This is a genomic window from Haliea sp., from assembly GCF_040222615.1.
Classification (GTDB): Bacteria; Pseudomonadota; Gammaproteobacteria; order Pseudomonadales; family Halieaceae; genus Haliea.
This window is the reverse complement of sequence record NZ_JAVKCQ010000063.1, coordinates 13,424-31,683: the sequence shown is the minus strand read 5'-3', so window position 1 is coordinate 31,683 and position 18,260 is coordinate 13,424. Positions and strand designations below refer to the sequence as shown.

13 protein-coding genes are annotated in these 18,260 nt (G+C 63.9%); 7 read left to right on the top strand and 6 right to left on the bottom strand.

The features are described 5' to 3' along the window. Positions 1–6: 6 nt before the first annotated feature. The 4 genes from RJQ10_RS05345 to RJQ10_RS05330 form a co-directional block, all read right to left on the bottom strand. Positions 7–2,205, bottom strand: coding sequence for a TonB-dependent receptor (locus tag RJQ10_RS05345; protein ID WP_350144377.1), 2,199 nt, complete (start codon positions 2,203–2,205; stop codon positions 7–9). Positions 2,206–2,267: 62 nt separating this feature from the next. Continuing rightward, a complete protein-coding gene (locus RJQ10_RS05340) occupies positions 2,268–3,884 on the bottom strand; it encodes an AMP-binding protein (RefSeq protein WP_350144375.1) in 1,617 nt (538 codons plus the stop codon). A gap of 22 nt (positions 3,885–3,906) precedes the next feature. Further along, complete coding sequence (locus RJQ10_RS05335) at positions 3,907–4,569, bottom strand: TetR/AcrR family transcriptional regulator (protein ID WP_350144373.1); 663 nt, start codon at positions 4,567–4,569, stop codon at positions 3,907–3,909. Positions 4,570–4,593: 24 nt separating this feature from the next. Then, the gene (locus tag RJQ10_RS05330) at positions 4,594–5,769 is read right to left on the bottom strand and encodes an iron-containing alcohol dehydrogenase (protein WP_350144371.1); all 1,176 of its coding nucleotides are present in this window, start codon (positions 5,767–5,769) and stop codon (positions 4,594–4,596) included. Between the two features lie 156 nt (positions 5,770–5,925). Here RJQ10_RS05330 and RJQ10_RS05325 point away from each other — a divergent pair, with 156 nt between their 5' ends. The 4 genes from RJQ10_RS05325 to RJQ10_RS05310 are packed head-to-tail and all read left to right on the top strand — an operon-like array spanning position 5,926 to position 9,790. After that, positions 5,926–7,560, top strand: coding sequence for a methylmalonyl-CoA mutase family protein (locus tag RJQ10_RS05325; protein ID WP_350144369.1), 1,635 nt, complete (start codon positions 5,926–5,928; stop codon positions 7,558–7,560). A gap of 12 nt (positions 7,561–7,572) precedes the next feature. After that, positions 7,573–7,959: a cobalamin B12-binding domain-containing protein gene (locus RJQ10_RS05320; protein WP_350144367.1), complete on the top strand. Its 387-nt coding sequence runs from the start codon at positions 7,573–7,575 to the stop codon at positions 7,957–7,959. A gap of 26 nt (positions 7,960–7,985) precedes the next feature. Then, positions 7,986–8,957: a methylmalonyl Co-A mutase-associated GTPase MeaB gene (gene meaB / locus RJQ10_RS05315; RefSeq protein ID WP_350144365.1), complete on the top strand. Its 972-nt coding sequence runs from the start codon at positions 7,986–7,988 to the stop codon at positions 8,955–8,957. A 32-nt stretch (positions 8,958–8,989) separates the two neighbouring features. Then, positions 8,990–9,790 carry an enoyl-CoA hydratase/isomerase family protein gene (locus RJQ10_RS05310; RefSeq protein WP_350144363.1) on the top strand — a complete coding sequence of 267 codons (801 nt, stop codon included), beginning with the start codon at positions 8,990–8,992 and terminating at the stop codon, positions 9,788–9,790. A gap of 11 nt (positions 9,791–9,801) precedes the next feature. Here the strand turns inward: RJQ10_RS05310 and RJQ10_RS05305 are convergent, their stop codons facing one another. Together RJQ10_RS05305 and RJQ10_RS05300 are read right to left on the bottom strand one after the other, a co-directional pair. Further along, a complete protein-coding gene (locus tag RJQ10_RS05305) occupies positions 9,802–10,332 on the bottom strand; it encodes a response regulator transcription factor (protein WP_350144361.1) in 531 nt (176 codons plus the stop codon). Further along, positions 10,325–11,701 carry an ATP-binding protein gene (locus RJQ10_RS05300; RefSeq protein WP_350144359.1) on the bottom strand — a complete coding sequence of 459 codons (1,377 nt, stop codon included), beginning with the start codon at positions 11,699–11,701 and terminating at the stop codon, positions 10,325–10,327. The genes RJQ10_RS05305 and RJQ10_RS05300 overlap by 8 nt, the downstream gene beginning before the upstream one ends. A 133-nt stretch (positions 11,702–11,834) precedes the next feature. Here RJQ10_RS05300 and malQ point away from each other — a divergent pair, with 133 nt between their 5' ends. From malQ to glgX, 3 genes are read left to right on the top strand one after another with little or no spacing between them, the layout of a single operon-like run. Continuing rightward, the gene (malQ, locus tag RJQ10_RS05295; RefSeq protein WP_350144357.1) at positions 11,835–13,898 is read left to right on the top strand and encodes a 4-alpha-glucanotransferase; all 2,064 of its coding nucleotides are present in this window, start codon (positions 11,835–11,837) and stop codon (positions 13,896–13,898) included. Beyond that, the gene (gene glgB / locus RJQ10_RS05290; RefSeq protein WP_350144355.1) at positions 13,895–16,132 is read left to right on the top strand and encodes a 1,4-alpha-glucan branching protein GlgB; all 2,238 of its coding nucleotides are present in this window, start codon (positions 13,895–13,897) and stop codon (positions 16,130–16,132) included. The genes malQ and glgB overlap by 4 nt, the downstream gene beginning before the upstream one ends. Continuing rightward, positions 16,129–18,258, top strand: a complete 2,130-nt coding sequence (gene glgX, locus RJQ10_RS05285; RefSeq protein WP_350144353.1) for a glycogen debranching protein GlgX — start codon at positions 16,129–16,131, stop codon at positions 18,256–18,258. The genes glgB and glgX overlap by 4 nt, the downstream gene beginning before the upstream one ends. Positions 18,259–18,260: the final 2 nt, after the last annotated feature.

Sequence of the window (18,260 nt, the reverse complement as noted above, 5' to 3'; positions counted from 1 at the left end):
TGGGTATCAGAACTGGTACATCACGCTGGCACCGTAGGTGCGGGGTGGCAGCATGGATCCCACCCTGACTGAGTTGTACAGCGGTGCGGTAATGATGTTGTTGGAAATGACCTCTTCATCGGACAGGTTCCTGCCCCACAGGCTGACCATCCAGTTGCCGCCCGCAAAGGCATAGTCGACGCTGGCATTGAGCAGGCCATAGCCGTCCTGGTAGGCGTCAGCGCGGTTCCATTCGGTAAAAAATATCTCGTCCTGGTAATAGGCTTCACCGCGCAGCCTGAGATCGCCATCGCCAAGGCGGGTTTCGTAATTGACTCCCAGCTTGGCGGTGTACTCCGGCGCATTGGGCAATGTATTGCCGCTCAGGTCAGCGATGGCAAAACCATTTGCGTAATCACCATTGAAAAACTCCTTGTACTCTGCGCTCAGGTAGGTGGCGAAGAAGTCCATTGAGACCCCGCTCCCCAGATTCGCATTCAGTTCCAGCTCCAGGCCGTAGTTCTCCGCTTCTGCAGCGTTGATCGTGGTTACCGTGCTGGTGGCGTCGACAAAGGATATCTGCAGATCTTGATAGTCATAGTAGAAACCCGCCATGGAGAGAGACAGAGTGCCATCCTCGCGGCTCCACTTGTAACCTACCTCGAAAGCATCCACCGTTTCCGGATCAAGTGGGTCGCTAAGGCTGCCGGTATTGATGACGCCGGACTTGAAGGCCTGGGTATACGTCGCGTAGAGCAGGGAGTTGCTGTCGCTGCGGTACTCCAGGGTAAGGCGTGGTGTGATGTCATCCCAGTCCGCTGACTTGTTGGTACTGATGTCGATACCCGCAGCATCGAAGACGAAGAACCCGGTGCCATCACGCTCTTCGTAATTGTAGCGCAGCCCGGCGATAATCGTGAACGTGTCGTTAACCGGGTAGGTGATTTCAGCGAAGGCTCCGTAGGCAGTGATGTCGACATCGCCGTTCTGTTCGTAGCGACCGCTGTTTATGAAGTCGCCGGTCGGGGTGCCGCACAGTTCCGGTGCGAGCAAGAAGCAGACGTTGTTCAAGGGCACGAAGACATTCCCGTACAGCTCTTCTTCCAGGTACATGACGCCGGCGAGAATGTCATAGCCGTCGCCGGAAAAGTTGAGCACGAACTCCTGGCTGAAAGACTCGCTTTCTTCCACATAGTCATTGCGTCCAAACAGGTCGACCTCGGTGGAATCAAGGTCGTCTCGCAGGAAGCGGTCCATACCCTGCAGGGAGGTAATAGAGCGCAGGCTGGTGTCTTCGTTGAGTTCGAAATTCAGTGTCAGGATACCGCCGTAGCCCTCGCGCTGGTTGATAGCCTCCTGGTCGGAGTAGATGTCGTAGAGGCTGCCACCGACATCGAAAACTGTCTGCCCGCCAAGAAAGAGCACCGAGAAGGGGGCGCCAGCCGCAGAGCCCGCGGAGGGGCCAAAGTAGTGGAAGCCGAAGTTGTTGTCGTCCTCTTCATAGTATTGCAATGACAGGGTGGCATCCCAGTTCGCATCGGGGTTGTAGGCGAAGGTCGCCCGATAGGCCTGGGCGTCGCGGTCATCGATATCAGAGCCGCTGAACAGGTTGTCGCCGTAGCCATCACGCTTCTCGATCTTGGTTGCGAGACGAATGTTCAGCTCGGGCGTGGCCGGCAGATCAATAGCGCCCTCGAAGGTGGTCAGGCCATAATTGCCGGCGGTGAAGTTGGCAAAGCCGCCGAACTCGTCTCCGGGTTTCGCGGTCACCAGATTGATCGCCCCCGCGGTTGCCCCCCTGCCGTACAGCGTGCCCTGTGGCCCGCGCAGTACTTCCACTTGTTCCAGGTCAAACATTCCGGCCAACTGCGCCGCCGGACGGGGGATGATTGCACCATCCTGGAGAAAGGAAACCGCTCCCTCGCCACCAATGTCGATGCTGGTCATGCCAATGCCGCGGATAAAAACCCGCGCAAAGCCAAACTGGTCGCCGATGGACATGTTTGGCACAGCGACGTGCATGTCGCGGACATTTTCGATACCACCGGGACCAAGGGCGTCAGCCCCGAGTACATTGGCGCCGCCGGAGAAGTCATCGAGACTGACTGCGCGTTTGGTCGCTGTCACCACTACTTCTTCCAGGGTGTTCTGGGCCTGCGCGGAGCCGGCCAGGGCCAGCGCTGCGATGAGACCAGAAAAAATCGCGTTTCGCTTGTGAATTTGCATCGTTTGAATCCTCGTTTTTATCGTGATTTTAGCCAAGGTAAATGCGTTTCCCCGCCCCGTCCCTAATGCAATCTGTCGCGGCGCAAAGATATTCCGTGTGCCTCGCGATCCCAGCTGTCGCTGGTAATCCCTTCGGCGCGCAACAGGTGTTTCTGTATCTTTGCCGAAGGTGTCTTGGGCAGCTCGGGCAGGATCCTGATATAGCGTGGAACCATGAAGTAGGGCATTTTCTCCGCCAGGAAGCGCAGCAGTGCTTCCGCATCCAGCTCCATGCCGTCGACCCCAGCGACCGCAACCATGACATCGTCCTCGCCCAGCTCACTGGGCACACCGTAGGCAGCGGCCTCGCGGACGGCGGGATAGGCCACGACCTCGGCCTCGACTTCAAATGAGGAGATGTTTTCACCCCGGCGGCGGATGGCATCCTTGCGCCGGTCGACGAAATAGAAGAATCCCTCCTCATCCTGGCGGAAGCAGTCGCCGGTGTGGAACCAGCCGTTGCGCCAGGCTTCTGCGGTGGCCTCCGGATTCTTGTAATAGCCGTGGTTCATGCCCCAGGGTCGGTCAGTACGCACCAGCATCTCGCCGATTTCCCCGGTGGCAACCTCGCAATCGTGCTCGTCCACCAGGCGCACTTCAACTCCGGGGCGCACTTTGCCGCAGGTGCCACGGCGACGGGGGTTGGGTTCGGAAACAATGGGTGAGGAGATCTCGGTCATGTTAAAAATGGTGTAGATGTCGATGCCGAAACGTTCGTGCATGTCCAGGGCGGTTTCAGTGAATGGCACCATGAAGGCTTTGCGCAGCTTGTGGTCCCGGTCGTCACTGGAGGCCGGCTGCTTGAGCAGAAACGTTGCCATCACACCGAGCAGGAAAGCGGCCGAGGTGTCGGTTTGCCGGACAAATGGCCAGAAGCGCTCGGTACTGAAATTCTGCATTACCGATATGGAGCCGCCGCGAGCCAGCATGACGAAAATGATACCCATGCCGCCGATGTGGAACAGCGGCATGTTGATCAGGAACCGGTCCTCGCCGGTGATGAAATGCCAGGTTTCCGGGCCCGCGTTGGTGTAAAGGTGCAGGTAGGACGAGAGCACGCCCTTGGACGGTCCGGTAGTGCCTGAGGTGTAGATGATCGATTGGGTATCCCAGGGCTCTATCGGGCGCTCAAGAGCGGGCGGTTCAGCCTGCTCGGCGATTAGAGTCGCGAAGGGCTCGGCGGGCAGGCTGATGCTGGCAGCAGATTCTCCGGTATAGACCACACGCTCCAGCAGGGCCGTATCCACCTCCTCCAGGCGCTCGATCAGGTCGCCGTGGGCGATCAGCAGGCGTGCATCTGAATTGGCGAGCACATGCTCCAGCAACCGTCCTTTATAGGCCGTGTTGAACGGCACAAACACGGCCCCCAGGTAGTTGATGGCAAAAAAACTCAGGATGCCTTCCGGGCCGCCGAACAGCCAGGCGGCGACATGGTCACCCTGGCGGACACCGCGTGCGTGGAGGGCGGCCGCCACACCGGCAACCCGATGCTGCAGCTCGGCGTAGCTCCAAGTGCTACCATCCTCGAACACGGCATAGGTCTGGTCGGGCTGGACGGTGGCCCAGCGGTCTATCAGGTCGCGCACCACGCAGGCTTCTCTCGCCGGCACGCGCGGGTCTGTGCATCGGGTTGCTGTCATGAGCAGGCTCCGTTTTTGCTGTTCATTGCTGGGCCTCGCTGCCCTTGCGGCCGGCGCTGGCCCCTGGCGTGCGAGGTCGCGGCAGGAGCAGGCGCTCTATGCTTCGGATCAGGTGGGTGATGATTTCGGCCTCAGACCAACGGCCACCGGGTTGATACCAGAATGCGACCCAGCTCATCATCCCGCCGATCGTGGTGGCGGTCAGGACCGGATCCTCAATATCGAACTGACCGTCTCTGTGGCCCTGGGTCAGGACTTCTGCCAGGCGGTGGTCAAACAGGGATCGCTTTTCCCGCACCTGTCGCGCCAGCGCCTGGTCCAGGTTCTTTTCCTCGCGCTGGTAGACGACAATGTGTTCCTGGTTCTCGATGATGATCCTGGCAACCTGGTCTACTACCAGTTTCAGCCGGTCCCAGCTTGAGCCTTTGGTCAACAGACATTCCTCCAGTGCCTCCAGCGACAGCGTGATGCCTACTTCTGCGATGTCGTAGAGAATCTCACCCTTGTTTTTGTAATAGCTGTAGATGAATGGTTTGGTTACCTGCAGTTGCTCTGCTATGGCGTCAATAGTGGTTCCTTCATAGCCCAGGCGGAAAAAAAGGTGGCTCGCCTCGTCGCGGATACGCCGGCGCTTGAACAGGGCCAGCTCTGCTTTCAGGCTCTTGCCAGGGCGGGTTGCGGTCACTTCAACTCCATTTCAACTGCGGTGTCAGTAGGCCATTTCCAGGACCGGCAGGACATCCGCGGCCGCATTGACCGTGCGCGGATTAGTCCGGGCCCAGAAGTCCAGCATGGTGTATTCGGCGATGTGCTCCAGCTGGTCGCGGCTTACGTTGACATCGGACAGGGAGCGCGGCATGCCCAGGTCGCGGATGAACTCATCGACCACCTCGCTGGCCGGGCGGTCCGGTTGGCCAAAGCAGGCGCTGATGCGCCGCTGGCGGTCGCCGTTGACCGGTGCATTGAACGCCAGCACCGCGGGAGCCATGACGCAGGAGCAATAGCCGTGTGGCACGTCACAGGTGCCGCCGAGGATGTGGCCGATGGCGTGACTCAGGCCCATGGGTACGCCGGCGGTGATGGGTATCATCGACTGCCATACGCCGACTTGGCACTTGAGTCGGGCCTCGAGATCACCCGGATCCCGCTTGACCCGTGGCAGCCCTTCGGCCAGCAGGCGCAGGGCACAGTCGGCCATGCCATCACAGAAGTCGTTGGACTGCAGTGAGCCCAGCGTTTCCAGGGCGTGGTCAACCGAGCGCACACCGGTGGACAGCCACAACCACTCCGGGGTGTGTAGGGTGAGGGCGGGATCAAGAATAATGCTTGCCGCCGCCATTCGCCGGTGCTCAAAGCCCTGCTTGTGGTGGACTTTTTCGTCCGTGGCCCCGCTGAGCGGATTGAATTCGCCGCCGGACAGCGTGGTTGGGCAAATGACTACAGGAATTTCAGGTCCTTCGAACACAGGCTTGATGACATTGCCTTGGTCATCGACATAGACGTGGTAAGGCTCCATGTCATCGGGTTCTCGCAGATTGTGTTTCAGGCACAGGCTGACAATCTTGCCGGCATCGGTGATCGAGCCGCCGCCCACCGTGACGATCATGTCGGTGCCCGCTTCCCGGGCCATGGCCGCGGCCGCCAGAACCGCGCTGCGCGGGGCGTGTGGCGGCATGCCGTCGTAGGTGCCTGCGACCCGCGCGCCCAGCGCGCTGCGGATTTTGTCGATCTCGTCGGTGCCGGTATTCAGAGCGCGGCTGACCATCAGGAAAATCCGCCTGGCTCCGAGGCGATCAGCTTCGCTGGCAATAGCTTTGGCGGCGGGTTCGCCGATAAACACTTTTTCAGTCGCGGTCAGATCGACCACACTCGCGGATACGGTCATTGTGGATCCCTGGCTCTCGTTATTTTTAGTCAAGCTCTATGATTGAGAGAGTAATCTTTTTTTACTGGTAGTCAAGAATAAAATATTTCGGGGTAGACAAATAAGGCTTCGGGTACTAAATTGCAGCGACCACCCTTCACCTGATTACTGCTGCTTATGAGTGTAGATAACAATAAGGACAGGGAATGGAAGTCGGCGTCAGGCCTTCCCCTGCAACCGTTTTACAGTGAACGCGATGTCCCGCCGGAACACCGGGAGCGCATGTCCTCTGACCCCGGCGCGACGCCATTCCAGCGCGGCGCCCACCCCGGCGGCTACCGCACCAAGCCCTGGCGCATCTTCCAGCTCAGCGGCTTTGGCAAGCCCGAGGACGAAAATGAGCGCATCCGCTTCCTGCTGGAGCAGGGCGAGACCGGGTTTATTATGGAGCACGATCGCAACACCGGTGACCACTGCTACAACGTGGATCATCCGGATGTTGTGGCCCGGCGCGAGGACGTGGGCCTCACCGGAGCGGTCATGCAGAGCGTCCGCGACATCGATATCTGCATGAAGGATCTGCCGCTGGCGACCAGTTTCGGCCACGCTGGCGGCGCCGTGGTGCAGCACGCTCCCTTCGCGCTCGCCGGCTACTGGACAGTTGCCAGGCATCGGGGCCTCGACCTGGCGAAGCTGCCGGGTACAGGTCAGAGTGATTTTTTCCTGACCTATCTGGGCTGCGTCACCAAGCAGCAGATTCCGACCCGGGACGGCCTGCGCTTCAACGCCGACATTATGGAATTCTGCGACAAGCATCTGCCCCGCTGGGTCCCGGTCTCCATTGCCGGGTATAACGGCGCCGACACCGGTCTCAACGCCTACCAGGAGCTGGGCGCCCTGTTTGCCAATGCCGTGGAGTATCTCGAGGAGATCAAGCGGCGCAAGACCATGCCGCTGGAGAACGCCGCCCGCGCCTGCAGTGGCGTCAATTTTCGCGCCTCCATGGACCTGTTCGAAGAGGCGAGCAAGATGCGCGCGGCGCGCCTGATGTGGGTGCAGTTGCTGGAACGGCGCTACGGAATTACCAATCCCAAGGTCGCCAACCTGCGCATCCACTGCGTGACGGCGGGCTCGCGCATGACCTATCAACAGCCGCTGAACAATATTGTCCGCGGTACCGTAATGGCGCTCGCCGCCGCTCTGGGGGGGGTGCAGTCCCTGGGCGTCTCTGGCTACGACGAGGCGCTGTCGATTCCCTCGGAGCACGCCCACCAGATGTCTGTGCGCATCCAGCAGATTCTGCAGGAGGAGACCAATATCCAGTCGGTGACCGACCCGCTGGGTGGTTCCTACTATGTCGAGGCGCTGACTGCTGAACTGGTTGAGCGCGCCTGGGGTTTCTTTGAAGAGATCCAGGAGCAGGGCGGCTTCCTGGCCACACTGGACTCGGGCTGGCTGCACGAGCGGGCCGCGGAAAACCAGAGCGAGGACTTCCGCCAGCAGGAAAGCGGCGAGCAGGTCATTATCGGTGTCACCGACCACCAGGATGATATCTCGCCCTTTGAAGTCGACGGCTTCATTGGCGCGGACGACGCCTATGATGTAGCCCTGGCGAGGCTGCAGGAGGTCCGCAGAACGCGCCACGAAGCCGGCGCCGGCCAGGCCCTGAACGAACTGGAGAGGGTTTGCCGCGATGGCCGCAATATCATGCCGGCCATGATGGATGCCCTGGAGTCGGAGGTGACGCTGGGCGAAATCGGCGATGTTTACCGCGCCGTGTTTGGCGACTGGGCCACCCCGATACAGACCTGAGGCAAGACAATAATGAATACAGCAGGCAAACGAATCCTGATGGCGAAAACCGGTCTCGACGGACACTGGCGCGGCCCCACCGTGGTCGCCAAGGCCCTGCGGGATGCGGGTTTCGAGGTGATCATGATCGGCATGGCCAGGCCCGAAGAGGTGGTGCAGGCCAGCGTTGACGAGGACGTGGATCTGGTCGGGCTGAATATCGGCGGCCATGTCGATGTCGCGGTCAGGGCCATCGGTATGGTCCGCGAGTCGCGTCCCGAGGTGCCGATTTTTGTCGGCGGCGTGGTGCCGCCCCACGCCAAGCGCAAACTGGAAGCGCTGGGCGTGGAAGTGTATCCCCCGGGCAGCCAGTTGCCAGATATCGTGGCTGCTGCCAGGCGGCTGACCGGTCTGGCCTGAGGTCTCCGATGCCGGGAGGGCCTACCATGCCGGATGATCTGGCGCTCCAGCTTGAGCGCGCGGTGGCGGGTGACCGGGGCGCACTGGCGCGGCTGATCAGCGTCCTGGAGCGCGGTGGCAGCGCTTCCACCAGCCTTGAGCGCAAGCTCAGGGTCAGGCCGGGCAGCAGTTACACCGTGGGTATTACCGGTGCTCCGGGCGCCGGTAAATCCACTCTGGTCAGCACCCTGCTGGGCGAAATTCTCGAAGAGCCCGGCCAGCAGGTTGCACTGCTCGCGGTCGACCCGTCCTCGCCCCTTAGTCGCGGCGCCCTGTTGGGGGATCGCGTGCGCATGCAGGCCCACACCGCATCGCCGGAAGTGTTTATTCGCTCGATGGCATCCCGTGGCCACCTCGGCGGCCTCGCCATGGCGACCCGCAGCGCCCGGCGTCTGCTGGAGCATTGCGGCTGGCCCTTGACCCTGATAGAAACCGTGGGTGTCGGGCAGGTGGAGCTGGACGTGGCCTCAGCGACTGATACCGTGGTGGTGGTGCTCAACCCGGGTTGGGGCGACGAGGTTCAGGCAAACAAGGCGGGCCTCATGGAGGTGGCCGATATTTTTGTCATCAACAAGGCGGACAAGGCCGGACTGGAAGCCACCCGCCGCGACCTCGAGGGCGCCCTGGCCTCGCTGCCCCCCGCTCGGCGACCGCAGATACTGGAAACGATCGCCACCGAGGGCAAGGGGGCCGCGGCGCTATGGCAGGCTATCAGGGAACACCGCGCTGCCATCACGGCTTCCGGCGAGCTCATGCAGAGGCGCCTTGCGCAGGTGCGTTCCGAGCTGAGAGGCATGGTCGATGCGGTACTCGCCGACAGGGTGCAGCGTCTGTTCGCTGAGGAGGAAGTGGATGCGCGGATTCTCGCGATCAGTGATGGCAGGCTGGATATGGCCGAGGCTGGTGAACAGATGCTGGCGCTGATGTACGATCAGGCAAATGACAGCACAATGACCTGAAGCGGTCGGCGATTCGGCGAGGACGGCACGCTATGGAACAGGCATCTCCCCTGGAGATCGAACACCGGGGCCCGGTTGACTGGGTTACCCTCAACCGGCCGGAAAGTGGCAACGCCCTCAACGCAGTGCTGGTCGGGGACTTGCTGGCTTATTTCGAGGGCCTGCGGGAGCGTGAGCAGACCCGGGTGGTGGTGCTGCGAGCCCGCGGGCGTCACTTTTGCGCCGGGCTCGACCTGACCGATCCGTCGTTCAACCCGCAGCCACGGGGGCCGCACGCGGTGTGGAAGGTGCAGCGCAGCATCGCGCGGATCTATCAGGCCATGCGTGCCTGTCCCCAGCCGATCGTTGCACTGGTGCAGGGTGCGGCCTGTGGCGGCGGTTTCAGCCTGGCGCTGGCGGCGGATATCCGCATAGCGGGCGAGTCTGCGCGCATGAACGCGGCCTATCTGGCTATCGGCCTGACGGGCTGTGATATGGGCAGCAGCTACTTCCTGCCGCGCCTGGTCGGCTCTGCGGTGGCGTCGGAACTGTTGCTCACCGCGCGGTTTATCCACGCCCCCCGCGCGCTGGCTACCGGCCTGGTGTCGGAGGTGGTGCCAGATGCGGAACTGTCGCAGGCGGCTGGCCCCTACCTCGAGGAGATGTTGCGGGCGACGCCAATGGGCCTGCGCCTGACCAAGGAAGCTCTCAATTACGCCATTGATGCCCCCAGCTTGCATGCCGCCATGGCCATGGAGGACAGGCACCAGTCTCTGCTGGCTCTCAGTGAGGACGCTGCGGAAGCCGCGCAGGCCTTTGTCGAGAAGCGTCCGCCGGTGTTCCGGGATCGCTGATTGATGCGTGCCTAGCGTTTTACCGGCCGTTTCTGCAACTTGCGCTGCAGGGTGCGCCGGTGCATGCCGAGGGCGCGCGCGGTGGCGGAAATATTGCCCTGGTTTTCATTCAACACCCGCTGCAGGTGCTCCCATTCCAGCCGCTCCAGGGAGGGAGGCTGGGTCGCCGGTTCGACTTCGGGCCGCTGGCCGCTGAAGGCCTGCAGTATTTCCTCAATGCCGGCCGGTTTGCACAGATACTGGGTGGCCCCGAGTTTGATCGCCTCGACCGCGGTAGCGATACTGGAATAGCCGGTGAGCACCACCAGCGCCGCCTCGGGCGCGAGAGCTCGCAACGCGGGCAGCGCCGCGAGGCCCGACTGCCCCGGCATGTTCAGGTCCAGCAGGATATGGCTGGGGCCAAACTCCTCGCAACAGGCCAGCGCCGCCCCGGCACTGGCGCAACAGCGACAGTCGAAACCCCGGCGGGTCAGCCCTCGCGCCAGCACACGGCTGAAGGTGGGGTCGTCGTCCACCAGCAGGATCCTGGCGCGATCAGGCATCGCTGCTCTCCGCGGTTGCCACGGGCAGCTGCAAGGTCGCCAGGCAGCCTCCACCCTCCGCATTGGCCAGGGTAATGCGGCCGCCGTGGCGCTCCGCGGTCGCGCGCGCCAGGACCAGGCCTATCCCCAGTCCGCCCTGGGTATCGACTGCCGGGCTGGCGGTGGCTGGCTCTGTCGCGGTGGAATCGGCGGGCCTGTCGCCCATGCGTGCCAGCAGGGCCGCCGGGGCGCCGGGGCCCCGGTCACGGACCGCAATGCGCACTTCCTCCGGGTCCCAGTCCAGGGTGACAGCGATGCTGTCCGACCCGGTGTCGGCGGCATTGTTGAGCAGGTTTTCCAGGGCCTGGGGCAGGGTCTGGTCGAAGGCGATCAGAGGTGCACCGCCGCGGCCGTTGCTGGCGAAGCTGCAGGACACACGCGGCCTGCGCGCCGACCAGCGCTCCACTCCGCCGCGGACGAAGCGGTCGGCCGGGGTCTGCTGGCGCTCGCCGGCGGCGGAGAGTTCAGCGGTGCGGCTCAACTCCGCGAGGGTGCCGCGGCACTGCAGCAGCTGCTGGCGCAGCAGCTCGACATCATCTCTGGCTTCGGGGCTCAAACCCGGCCCCTCGCACAGTTCATCGACCAGCAGGGTCATGGTGGCCAGCGGCGTGCCCAGCTCGTGTGCGGTGCCGGCGGCGAGGCTGGCCACGGCGAGGATCTGGTCGTGGCGAAGGCGATCCTCCCGGCGCCGCATTGCCTCTGCCTCCTGGTCGCGCAAGACCGCAGCCATACGCACGACAAAGTAGGTGATAAGCCCCGCGCTGAAGAGGAAGTTGAACCACATGCCCAGACTGTGGACGCTGCCCTGGCTGTGTCCCATGGCGGCGTGGGGTGAAAACAGGGGAAAGGGCACCCGATAATAGAGCAACAGGCTGTAGGCAGCTACCGAAGTCCCGGCAACCAGCCAGGTATAGCGCCAGGGCAGCACCGCAGCTGCCACCACCAGCGGTACGATGTAGTAGGAAATAAAGGGGTTGTCGGCGCCGCCGCTGTAGTACATCAGCGCGCTCCAGCCCAGTACGTCCACCATCAACTGGGCGCAGAACTGGCGGTTGCCAACCTCCCGGGCGCGGGTGCTCCACCACAGGCTGGCCACGGTGACCAGCGCCAGCAGCACCAGGCTGATGGTCATGCCCCAGAGGCTCTGGGTAGTGCGGCTCACCAGCAGGACATAGGCCAGCACCCCGGCCTGGCCCAGCAGGGCGATGGCGCGGATGGCCAGCAGGCTGCGCAGGTTGGCCAGCGAAGGGCTGTAGGCGGAATTCGGGTTGGCGGCGGCGGTGAACACGGCGTCAGTATAGCGGGCCCCCGGCATTGCGGGGAGCGACAATTGGTCACAGTGGACGGTTGATGAGCCGCGAAGTGGGCGCGGCCTGCAGAAGACCTTTCCTAGGCGTCGATCTCACGTATGATAAAGGCTGTGCGCCGCTGCGATCGCACTCCCTGCCATTACCGGATCCTTCATGACCGAACTGGACAAGCTGCTGTATCTCTGTGGAATTTCCGCCGACTACCTCGATTACGGTGGCCAGCGGCAGGAGGTGCCCATGGCCCACCGGCAGCGGGTGTTGCGCCTGATGGGCGTGGACAGCGGGGACCCCGGTGCGCTGGCTGCGGCGGTGGATCGGTTGGATGTCGATCCGTGGCGGCACTGGCTGCCTCACCACAGTGTTGTGGCCGCGGCGGTCCCGGAGGTCTCGCTGCGCGTTCACCCCAACCAGTTGGCGGCGACCTTTAGCTGGGAGTTGACTCTGGAGAGCGGTGAGCTGGTGGCGGGCGAATGTCGGCCGGATGCGCTGGCCGAGGTCGGCGACTATCACGCCGATGGGGTGCGCTACAGCGCCCGCAGGCTGCCGCTGCCGTCCCTGGTACCGGGTTACCATGCCCTGCGGGTGACGGATGGCCTGCAGTCCGCCAGTTCGCGGGTGATGGCTTGCCCGGACCGCTTCTACGCCCCGCAGCCGTCCGGCCACGACCGGGTGTGGGGTTTCAGCTGCCAGCTGTATACACTGCGCTCCGCGCGCAACTGGGGGCTGGGCGACTTCAGCGACCTGCGTGAACTGTTGCCACTGGCGGCCGCTGCCGGGGCAGATCTGGTGGGGCTCAACCCCCTGCACGCCCCCTGCACGGATGGCGATGCCATCGCCAGCCCTTACAGTCCCTCGGACCGTCGCTTCCTGAACCCACAGTATATCGACCCGGAGCGTGAGCCCGAGTGGGACGCGGTCGTCGGGACCCTCGCCACGGCGGCCTGGCAGGAGCGGCGCGCTCGCTTGCAGGCAGCGCCGCTGGTGGATTATGAGGGCGTGAACAGGCTCAAATATGAAGCGCTGGAGGCCATGTTCAGCGTTTTCCGCCGGGAGCAACGTCGGGCCGGCACCGAGCGCGGGCGGGCCTTCCGCCGCTTCGTGGCCGAGGGCGGCAGTGCGCTGGAAGGCTTTGCCCGCTACGAGGCCCGCCACAATGCCTGGGCGCGCAGCCATCGGGCAGACCCCCAGTTCTATGCCTGGTTACAGTGGCTGGCCAGCTGCCAGCTGCAGCACTGCCAGCAGCTGGCGCTGGACTCCGGCATGCGCATCGGCCTGATGCGGGATCTGGCGGTCGGGGCGGTGGGCCGCGGCTGCGAGGTGGAACAGGCCCGGGGCCTGTACCTTACCGAAGCCAGCATCGGCGCACCGCCGGATCCTTTTGCCCCCCACGGCCAGGACTGGGGGCTGCCGGTACCCCATCCGCTGCGCCTGCGGGAGAGCGGGTTCAGGTTTTTCATTGACCTCTTGCACAAGAACATGAGCGCCTGTGGGGCGCTGCGGGTGGATCATGTCATGGCGCTCATGCGCCTATGGTGGTGCCTGCACGACGCGGAGGACAACGCCGGCCTCTACGTGTTCTATCCGCGGGACGAGCTGCTTGCCCTGTTGCGGCTGGAGAGCTGGCGTAACCGCTGTGTGGTCATTGGCGAGGATATGGGCGTGGTACCCGAGGAGTTTCGTCAGGCCATGCAGGGCAGTGCCCTGCTGGGGAATCGCCTGTTCTATTTCGAGCAGCATCACGATGGCCGTTTCCGGGCGCCCGCCGAGTTTCCGCCGGATGTGCTGTTGATGGTGACCAACCACGATGTGCCCACGCTCGCCGACTGGTGGCAGGGCAGCGACCTGCGCCGGCGACGGGAGCTGGGCCTGATTGCCGATGAGGATGCCCTGGCCCGGGAGCAGGGACAGCGAGAGGCGGATCGCGCACAACTCTGCGCCTGGCTGGAGGGCAATGGCCTGTTGCCGGCGGAAGTCGGGGGAGAGCTGGACATGAATCTGTGCAGCGCGATCCATCGGGCCTGTGCCCGGTCCGCCTCCCGCCTGCTGCTGTTGCAGCTGGAAGACCTGCAGCTGCTGGCTGAGCCGGTGAACATTCCCGGCACCTGGCGCGAATACCCCAACTGGCGGCGCAAGCAGCTGCAGTCCACCGCGGACATTTTTGCCGCGCCCAGGGTGCAGGCGCTGCTGGCGGCGGTAGACCGGGAGCGTCGGGCATGAAGGCCGCAGGCAGAGTGGCCCCCCCGGTCCTTGACCGGGGCCAGATCGAGGCACTGGTGAACGGCCGGCACAGCGACAGTTTTGCGGTGCTGGGACTGCATGAACATCCCGGCGGTGCGGGTCTGGTGGCGCGTGCCCTGTTGCCCTGGGCGCAGGCCGTGGCGATGGTGGATCGCGAGAGTGGCGAGGTGCTCGCCCAGCTGCGACGGATCCATGCCGAGGGCCTGTTCGAGGCCGCCCTGGAGGCGCGGTCCGGCGGTGCCGGCTATCTGTGGCGGGTGGAAACCACGAGTGGCCCGGTCGAGATCGAGGATCCCTACCGCTTTCCGCCCCAGGTCAGCGACGGGGATTTCTACCTGTTCTCCGAGGGCACCGAGGAATTCGCCTACCGCCATTTTGGCGCCCGGCCCCGCACCGTTGCGGGTGTCGATGGCGTGCTGTTCACGGTCTGGGCACCGTCCGCGGAGCGGGTGGCCATTGTCGCGGACTTCAATGGCTGGGACAGCCGCCAGCACGGACTGCGGCGCCATCCGGCCTCGGGTGTCTGGGAGATTTTCATTCCCGGGGTCGCCGACCAGGCACTGTACAAGTACCAGGTCACGGCGGCCGGCGGCAGGGTACTGCCGCTCAAGGCCGACCCATTCGCCCATGCCATGCAACATCCGCCGGAAACCGCGAGCCGGGTGCTGCTGCGGGAGGGGCACTATGCCTGGGGGGACGGCAGCTGGATGGCGTCCCGCGTGGCCCAGCAACAGCGGCCGGTCGCCATCTACGAAGTCCACGCGGGTTCCTGGCGGCGCCGCGAGCGGGAGGGCAACCGCTACCTCAGCTATCTGGAACTGGCGGATGAACTCATCCCCTACGCGCTGGAGCTGGGCTTCACCCACCTGCAATTGATGCCGGTCAGCGAGTATCCCTTTGACGGATCCTGGGGTTACCAGCCGGTGGGCCTCTATGCCCCTTCAATCCGGTTTGGTACGCCCGACGAATTCCGCAGCTTTGTCGATCGCTGTCACCAGCACGGCCTTGGGGTACTGCTGGACTGGGTCCCCGGTCATTTCCCCACGGATCCCCACGGTCTCGGCCGCTTCGACGGTACCGCGCTCTACGAGCACGAGGACCCGCGCAAGGGTTTCCACCCGGACTGGAACACCCTGATCTACAATTACGGGCGCCGCGAAGTGGTGAGTTTCCTGCTCAGCAACGCCAACTACTGGCTCGAGGAGTACCACCTGGACGGCCTGCGGGTGGACGCGGTGGCCTCCATGCTGTACCTGGACTACAGCCGCAAGGCCGGCGAATGGCTGCCCAACGAACAGGGCGGCCGTGAGAACCTGGAGGCGATCCGCCTGTTGCAGCTGGTCAACGAGCGGGTCCATGCGCGCCACCCGGGGGTGATGATGGTGGCGGAGGAATCCACCGCCTGGCCCGGTGTATCCCGGCCTGTATACGCCGGCGGCCTCGGGTTTGGCTTCAAGTGGAACATGGGCTGGATGAACGACAGCCTGCGTTACATGGCGCGGGACCCCATCCATCGCCGCTACCACCACGATGAGCTGACCTTCAGCATGGTCTATGCCTGGGACGAGAATTTTGTGCTGTGCCTGAGTCACGACGAAGTGGTACATGGCAAGGGCGCCCTGCTGGAGAAAATGCCCGGAGACGAGTGGCAGCAGTTTGCCAACCTCCGCGCCTACCTGGGTTTCATGTGGGGTCACCCCGGCAAGAAGCTGCTGTTCATGGGTAGCGAGTTTGCCCAGCGCCGGGAATGGAACCACGACCGCGGCCTGGACTGGGAACTGTTGGAGCAGGCACCGCACCGGGGGGTACAGCAGCTGGTGAGGGATCTCAACGCACTCTACCGCGGTCTGCCCGCGCTGTATGAGAAGGATTGCGAGCCCGGCGGGTTTGAGTGGCTGCAGGCGGATCGCAGGTCGCTGTCCGTATACGCCTGGTTGCGCTGGGGGCAGGATAACCGCCGGCGGCTGCTGGTAGTGTCCAACATGACCCCGCAGGTGCATCGTAGCTACCGGGTGGGAGTACCGGGCCCGGGCTGGTATCGGGAGTGCATCAACACCGACGCCCACGAATACGGCGGCAGTGGCCAGGGCAACATGGGCGGGGTGGAAGCGGTAGCCGGCACCTGTGATGGCCAGCCCTGGACCCTGACCCTGACCTTGCCGCCACTGGCAACGATTATGCTGCTGGCGGACGATACGGAGCCGGGGCCATGAAGATACTGGCGGGTGAACCGCGCCCTTTCGGTGCCAGCTTTGACGGCGAGGGCACCAACTTTGCCCTGTTCAGCGCCCACGCCACCGCCGTTGAGCTGTGCCTGTATGACCCGGCGGGAGAGCACGAGATTGCCCGCCTTAGTCTGCCGGAGCGCACTCACGATATCTGGCACGGCTATGTCCCGGGAGTGCGCCCGGGGACCTGCTACGGCTATCGTGTACACGGCCGGTTCGAACCCCACGCCGGCCACCGGTTCAATCCCCACAAGCTGCTGCTGGACCCCTATGCGCCCCGGCTCGCCGGCCGTTTCAGCTGGCACGAAGCGCACTTTGCCTACCCGCGCAGCGACAGCGCCCAGGACCTCGCGTTCGACACCCGCGACAACGCTGCCTGGGTCCCCAAGGCCGTGGTCTGCGAGCGCAGCGACTGGTGCAACAATGCCCTTACCCCGCTGGTGCCCTGGCGCAAGGCGGTGATCTACGAGACCCATGTGCGCGGTTTCACCCTGCGTCATCCGGAGGTCCCCGAAGCCCTGCGCGGCACCTTCGCGGGCCTGTCCCAGCCGGCGGTGATCAGCTACCTGAAGGCGCTGGGGATTACCACGGTCGAGCTGCTGCCGGTGCATGCATTCATCGACGAGTATCACCTGTTCGAAAAGGGCCTGGGCAATTACTGGGGCTACAACACGCTGTCGTTCTTTGCGCCCCACCCGGCCTATCTGGGGGGCAACGACCCGGACGAATTCCGGCAGATGGTGGACCGGTTTCACCAGGCGGGGCTGGAGGTCATCCTGGACGTGGTATTCAACCACAGCTGCGAGGGCAACCACCTGGGACCGACCCTCAGTTTCCGCGGCATCGACAACCTGTCCTACTACCAGCTGCTGCCCGGCGACCGCCGCTTTTATGTCAACGACACGGGTTGCGGCAATACGCTCAACATCCGTCATCCGCGAGTGATGCAGCTGGTCACCGACAGTCTCCGCTACTGGGCCGGCAATATGGGCGTCGACGGTTTCCGCTTTGACCTGGCCACGGTGTTCGGGCGTACCGAACACGGTTTTGACAGCGCCGCCACTTTTTTCCAGGTGGTGTCCCAGGACCCGCTGCTGTCTTCCTGCAAGTTGATCGCCGAGCCCTGGGATGTCGGCCCCGGAGGCTACCAGCTGGGTCGGTTTCCGGCGCACTGGAGTGAGTGGAACGATCGTTACCGGGACACGGTGCGGCGTTACTGGCGGGGTGACAGCGGCCAGCTGCCGGAGTTGGCCCGCCGCCTGCACGGTTCCGGCGATATCTTCGAGCACGCAGGCAGGCGCCCCCGCGCCAGCATCAATTTCCTCACCAGCCACGACGGGTTCACTCTGCGCGACCTGGTCAGTTACAACCGTCGCCACAACGAGGCCAATGGCGAGGACAACAACGACGGACATCGCGAGAATTTCAGTGATAACCAGGGCGTCGAAGGGCCCAGCGATGATCCCGCGGTGGAGACACTGCGGCGGCGCCTGCAGCGGAATCTGCTGGCGACCCTGGCGGTGTCCCAGGGCGTGCCCATGTTGCTGGCGGGTGATGAGCGCGGCCGTACCCAGCACGGCAACAACAATGCCTATTGCCAGGACAATGGGCTGAACTGGGTGGACTGGGAGGACGGTGACGGCTCCGCGGCGGAGCTGGTGGCCTTCACCCGCAGGCTGCTGGACCTGCGTCGGCAGTTTCCGGTATTGCAGGCCTATGAGTACCGGCACCGTCCCAATGACCCCCACGATGACGGCATCCAGTGGCTGAACGGGGAAGGCCGCCTGATGCGGGACGAGCACTGGCACGAGCACCGCAATCAGCTGCTGGGCTACCTGCTGACGGAGAAACCCGATCCCCGGACCGGGGAGTCCCGCTGCCTGCTGGTAATTTTCAATGCCGCCCGTGAAGAACACAGTTTCACCCTCCCCGCGATAGCGACCCCGGGCTGGCGGCTGGTGGTGGACACCGCGGACCCGGACGCCGGGAGCGGGATGGACGCGCCCTGCCTGCTGGCTCCGGTCACCGTGATGCTGGCGCCCTGTTCAATGCAGATACTCACCAATTGTACGATCGAAGACACCCATCCGACGGCCCCGCCGTCCCCCTGATG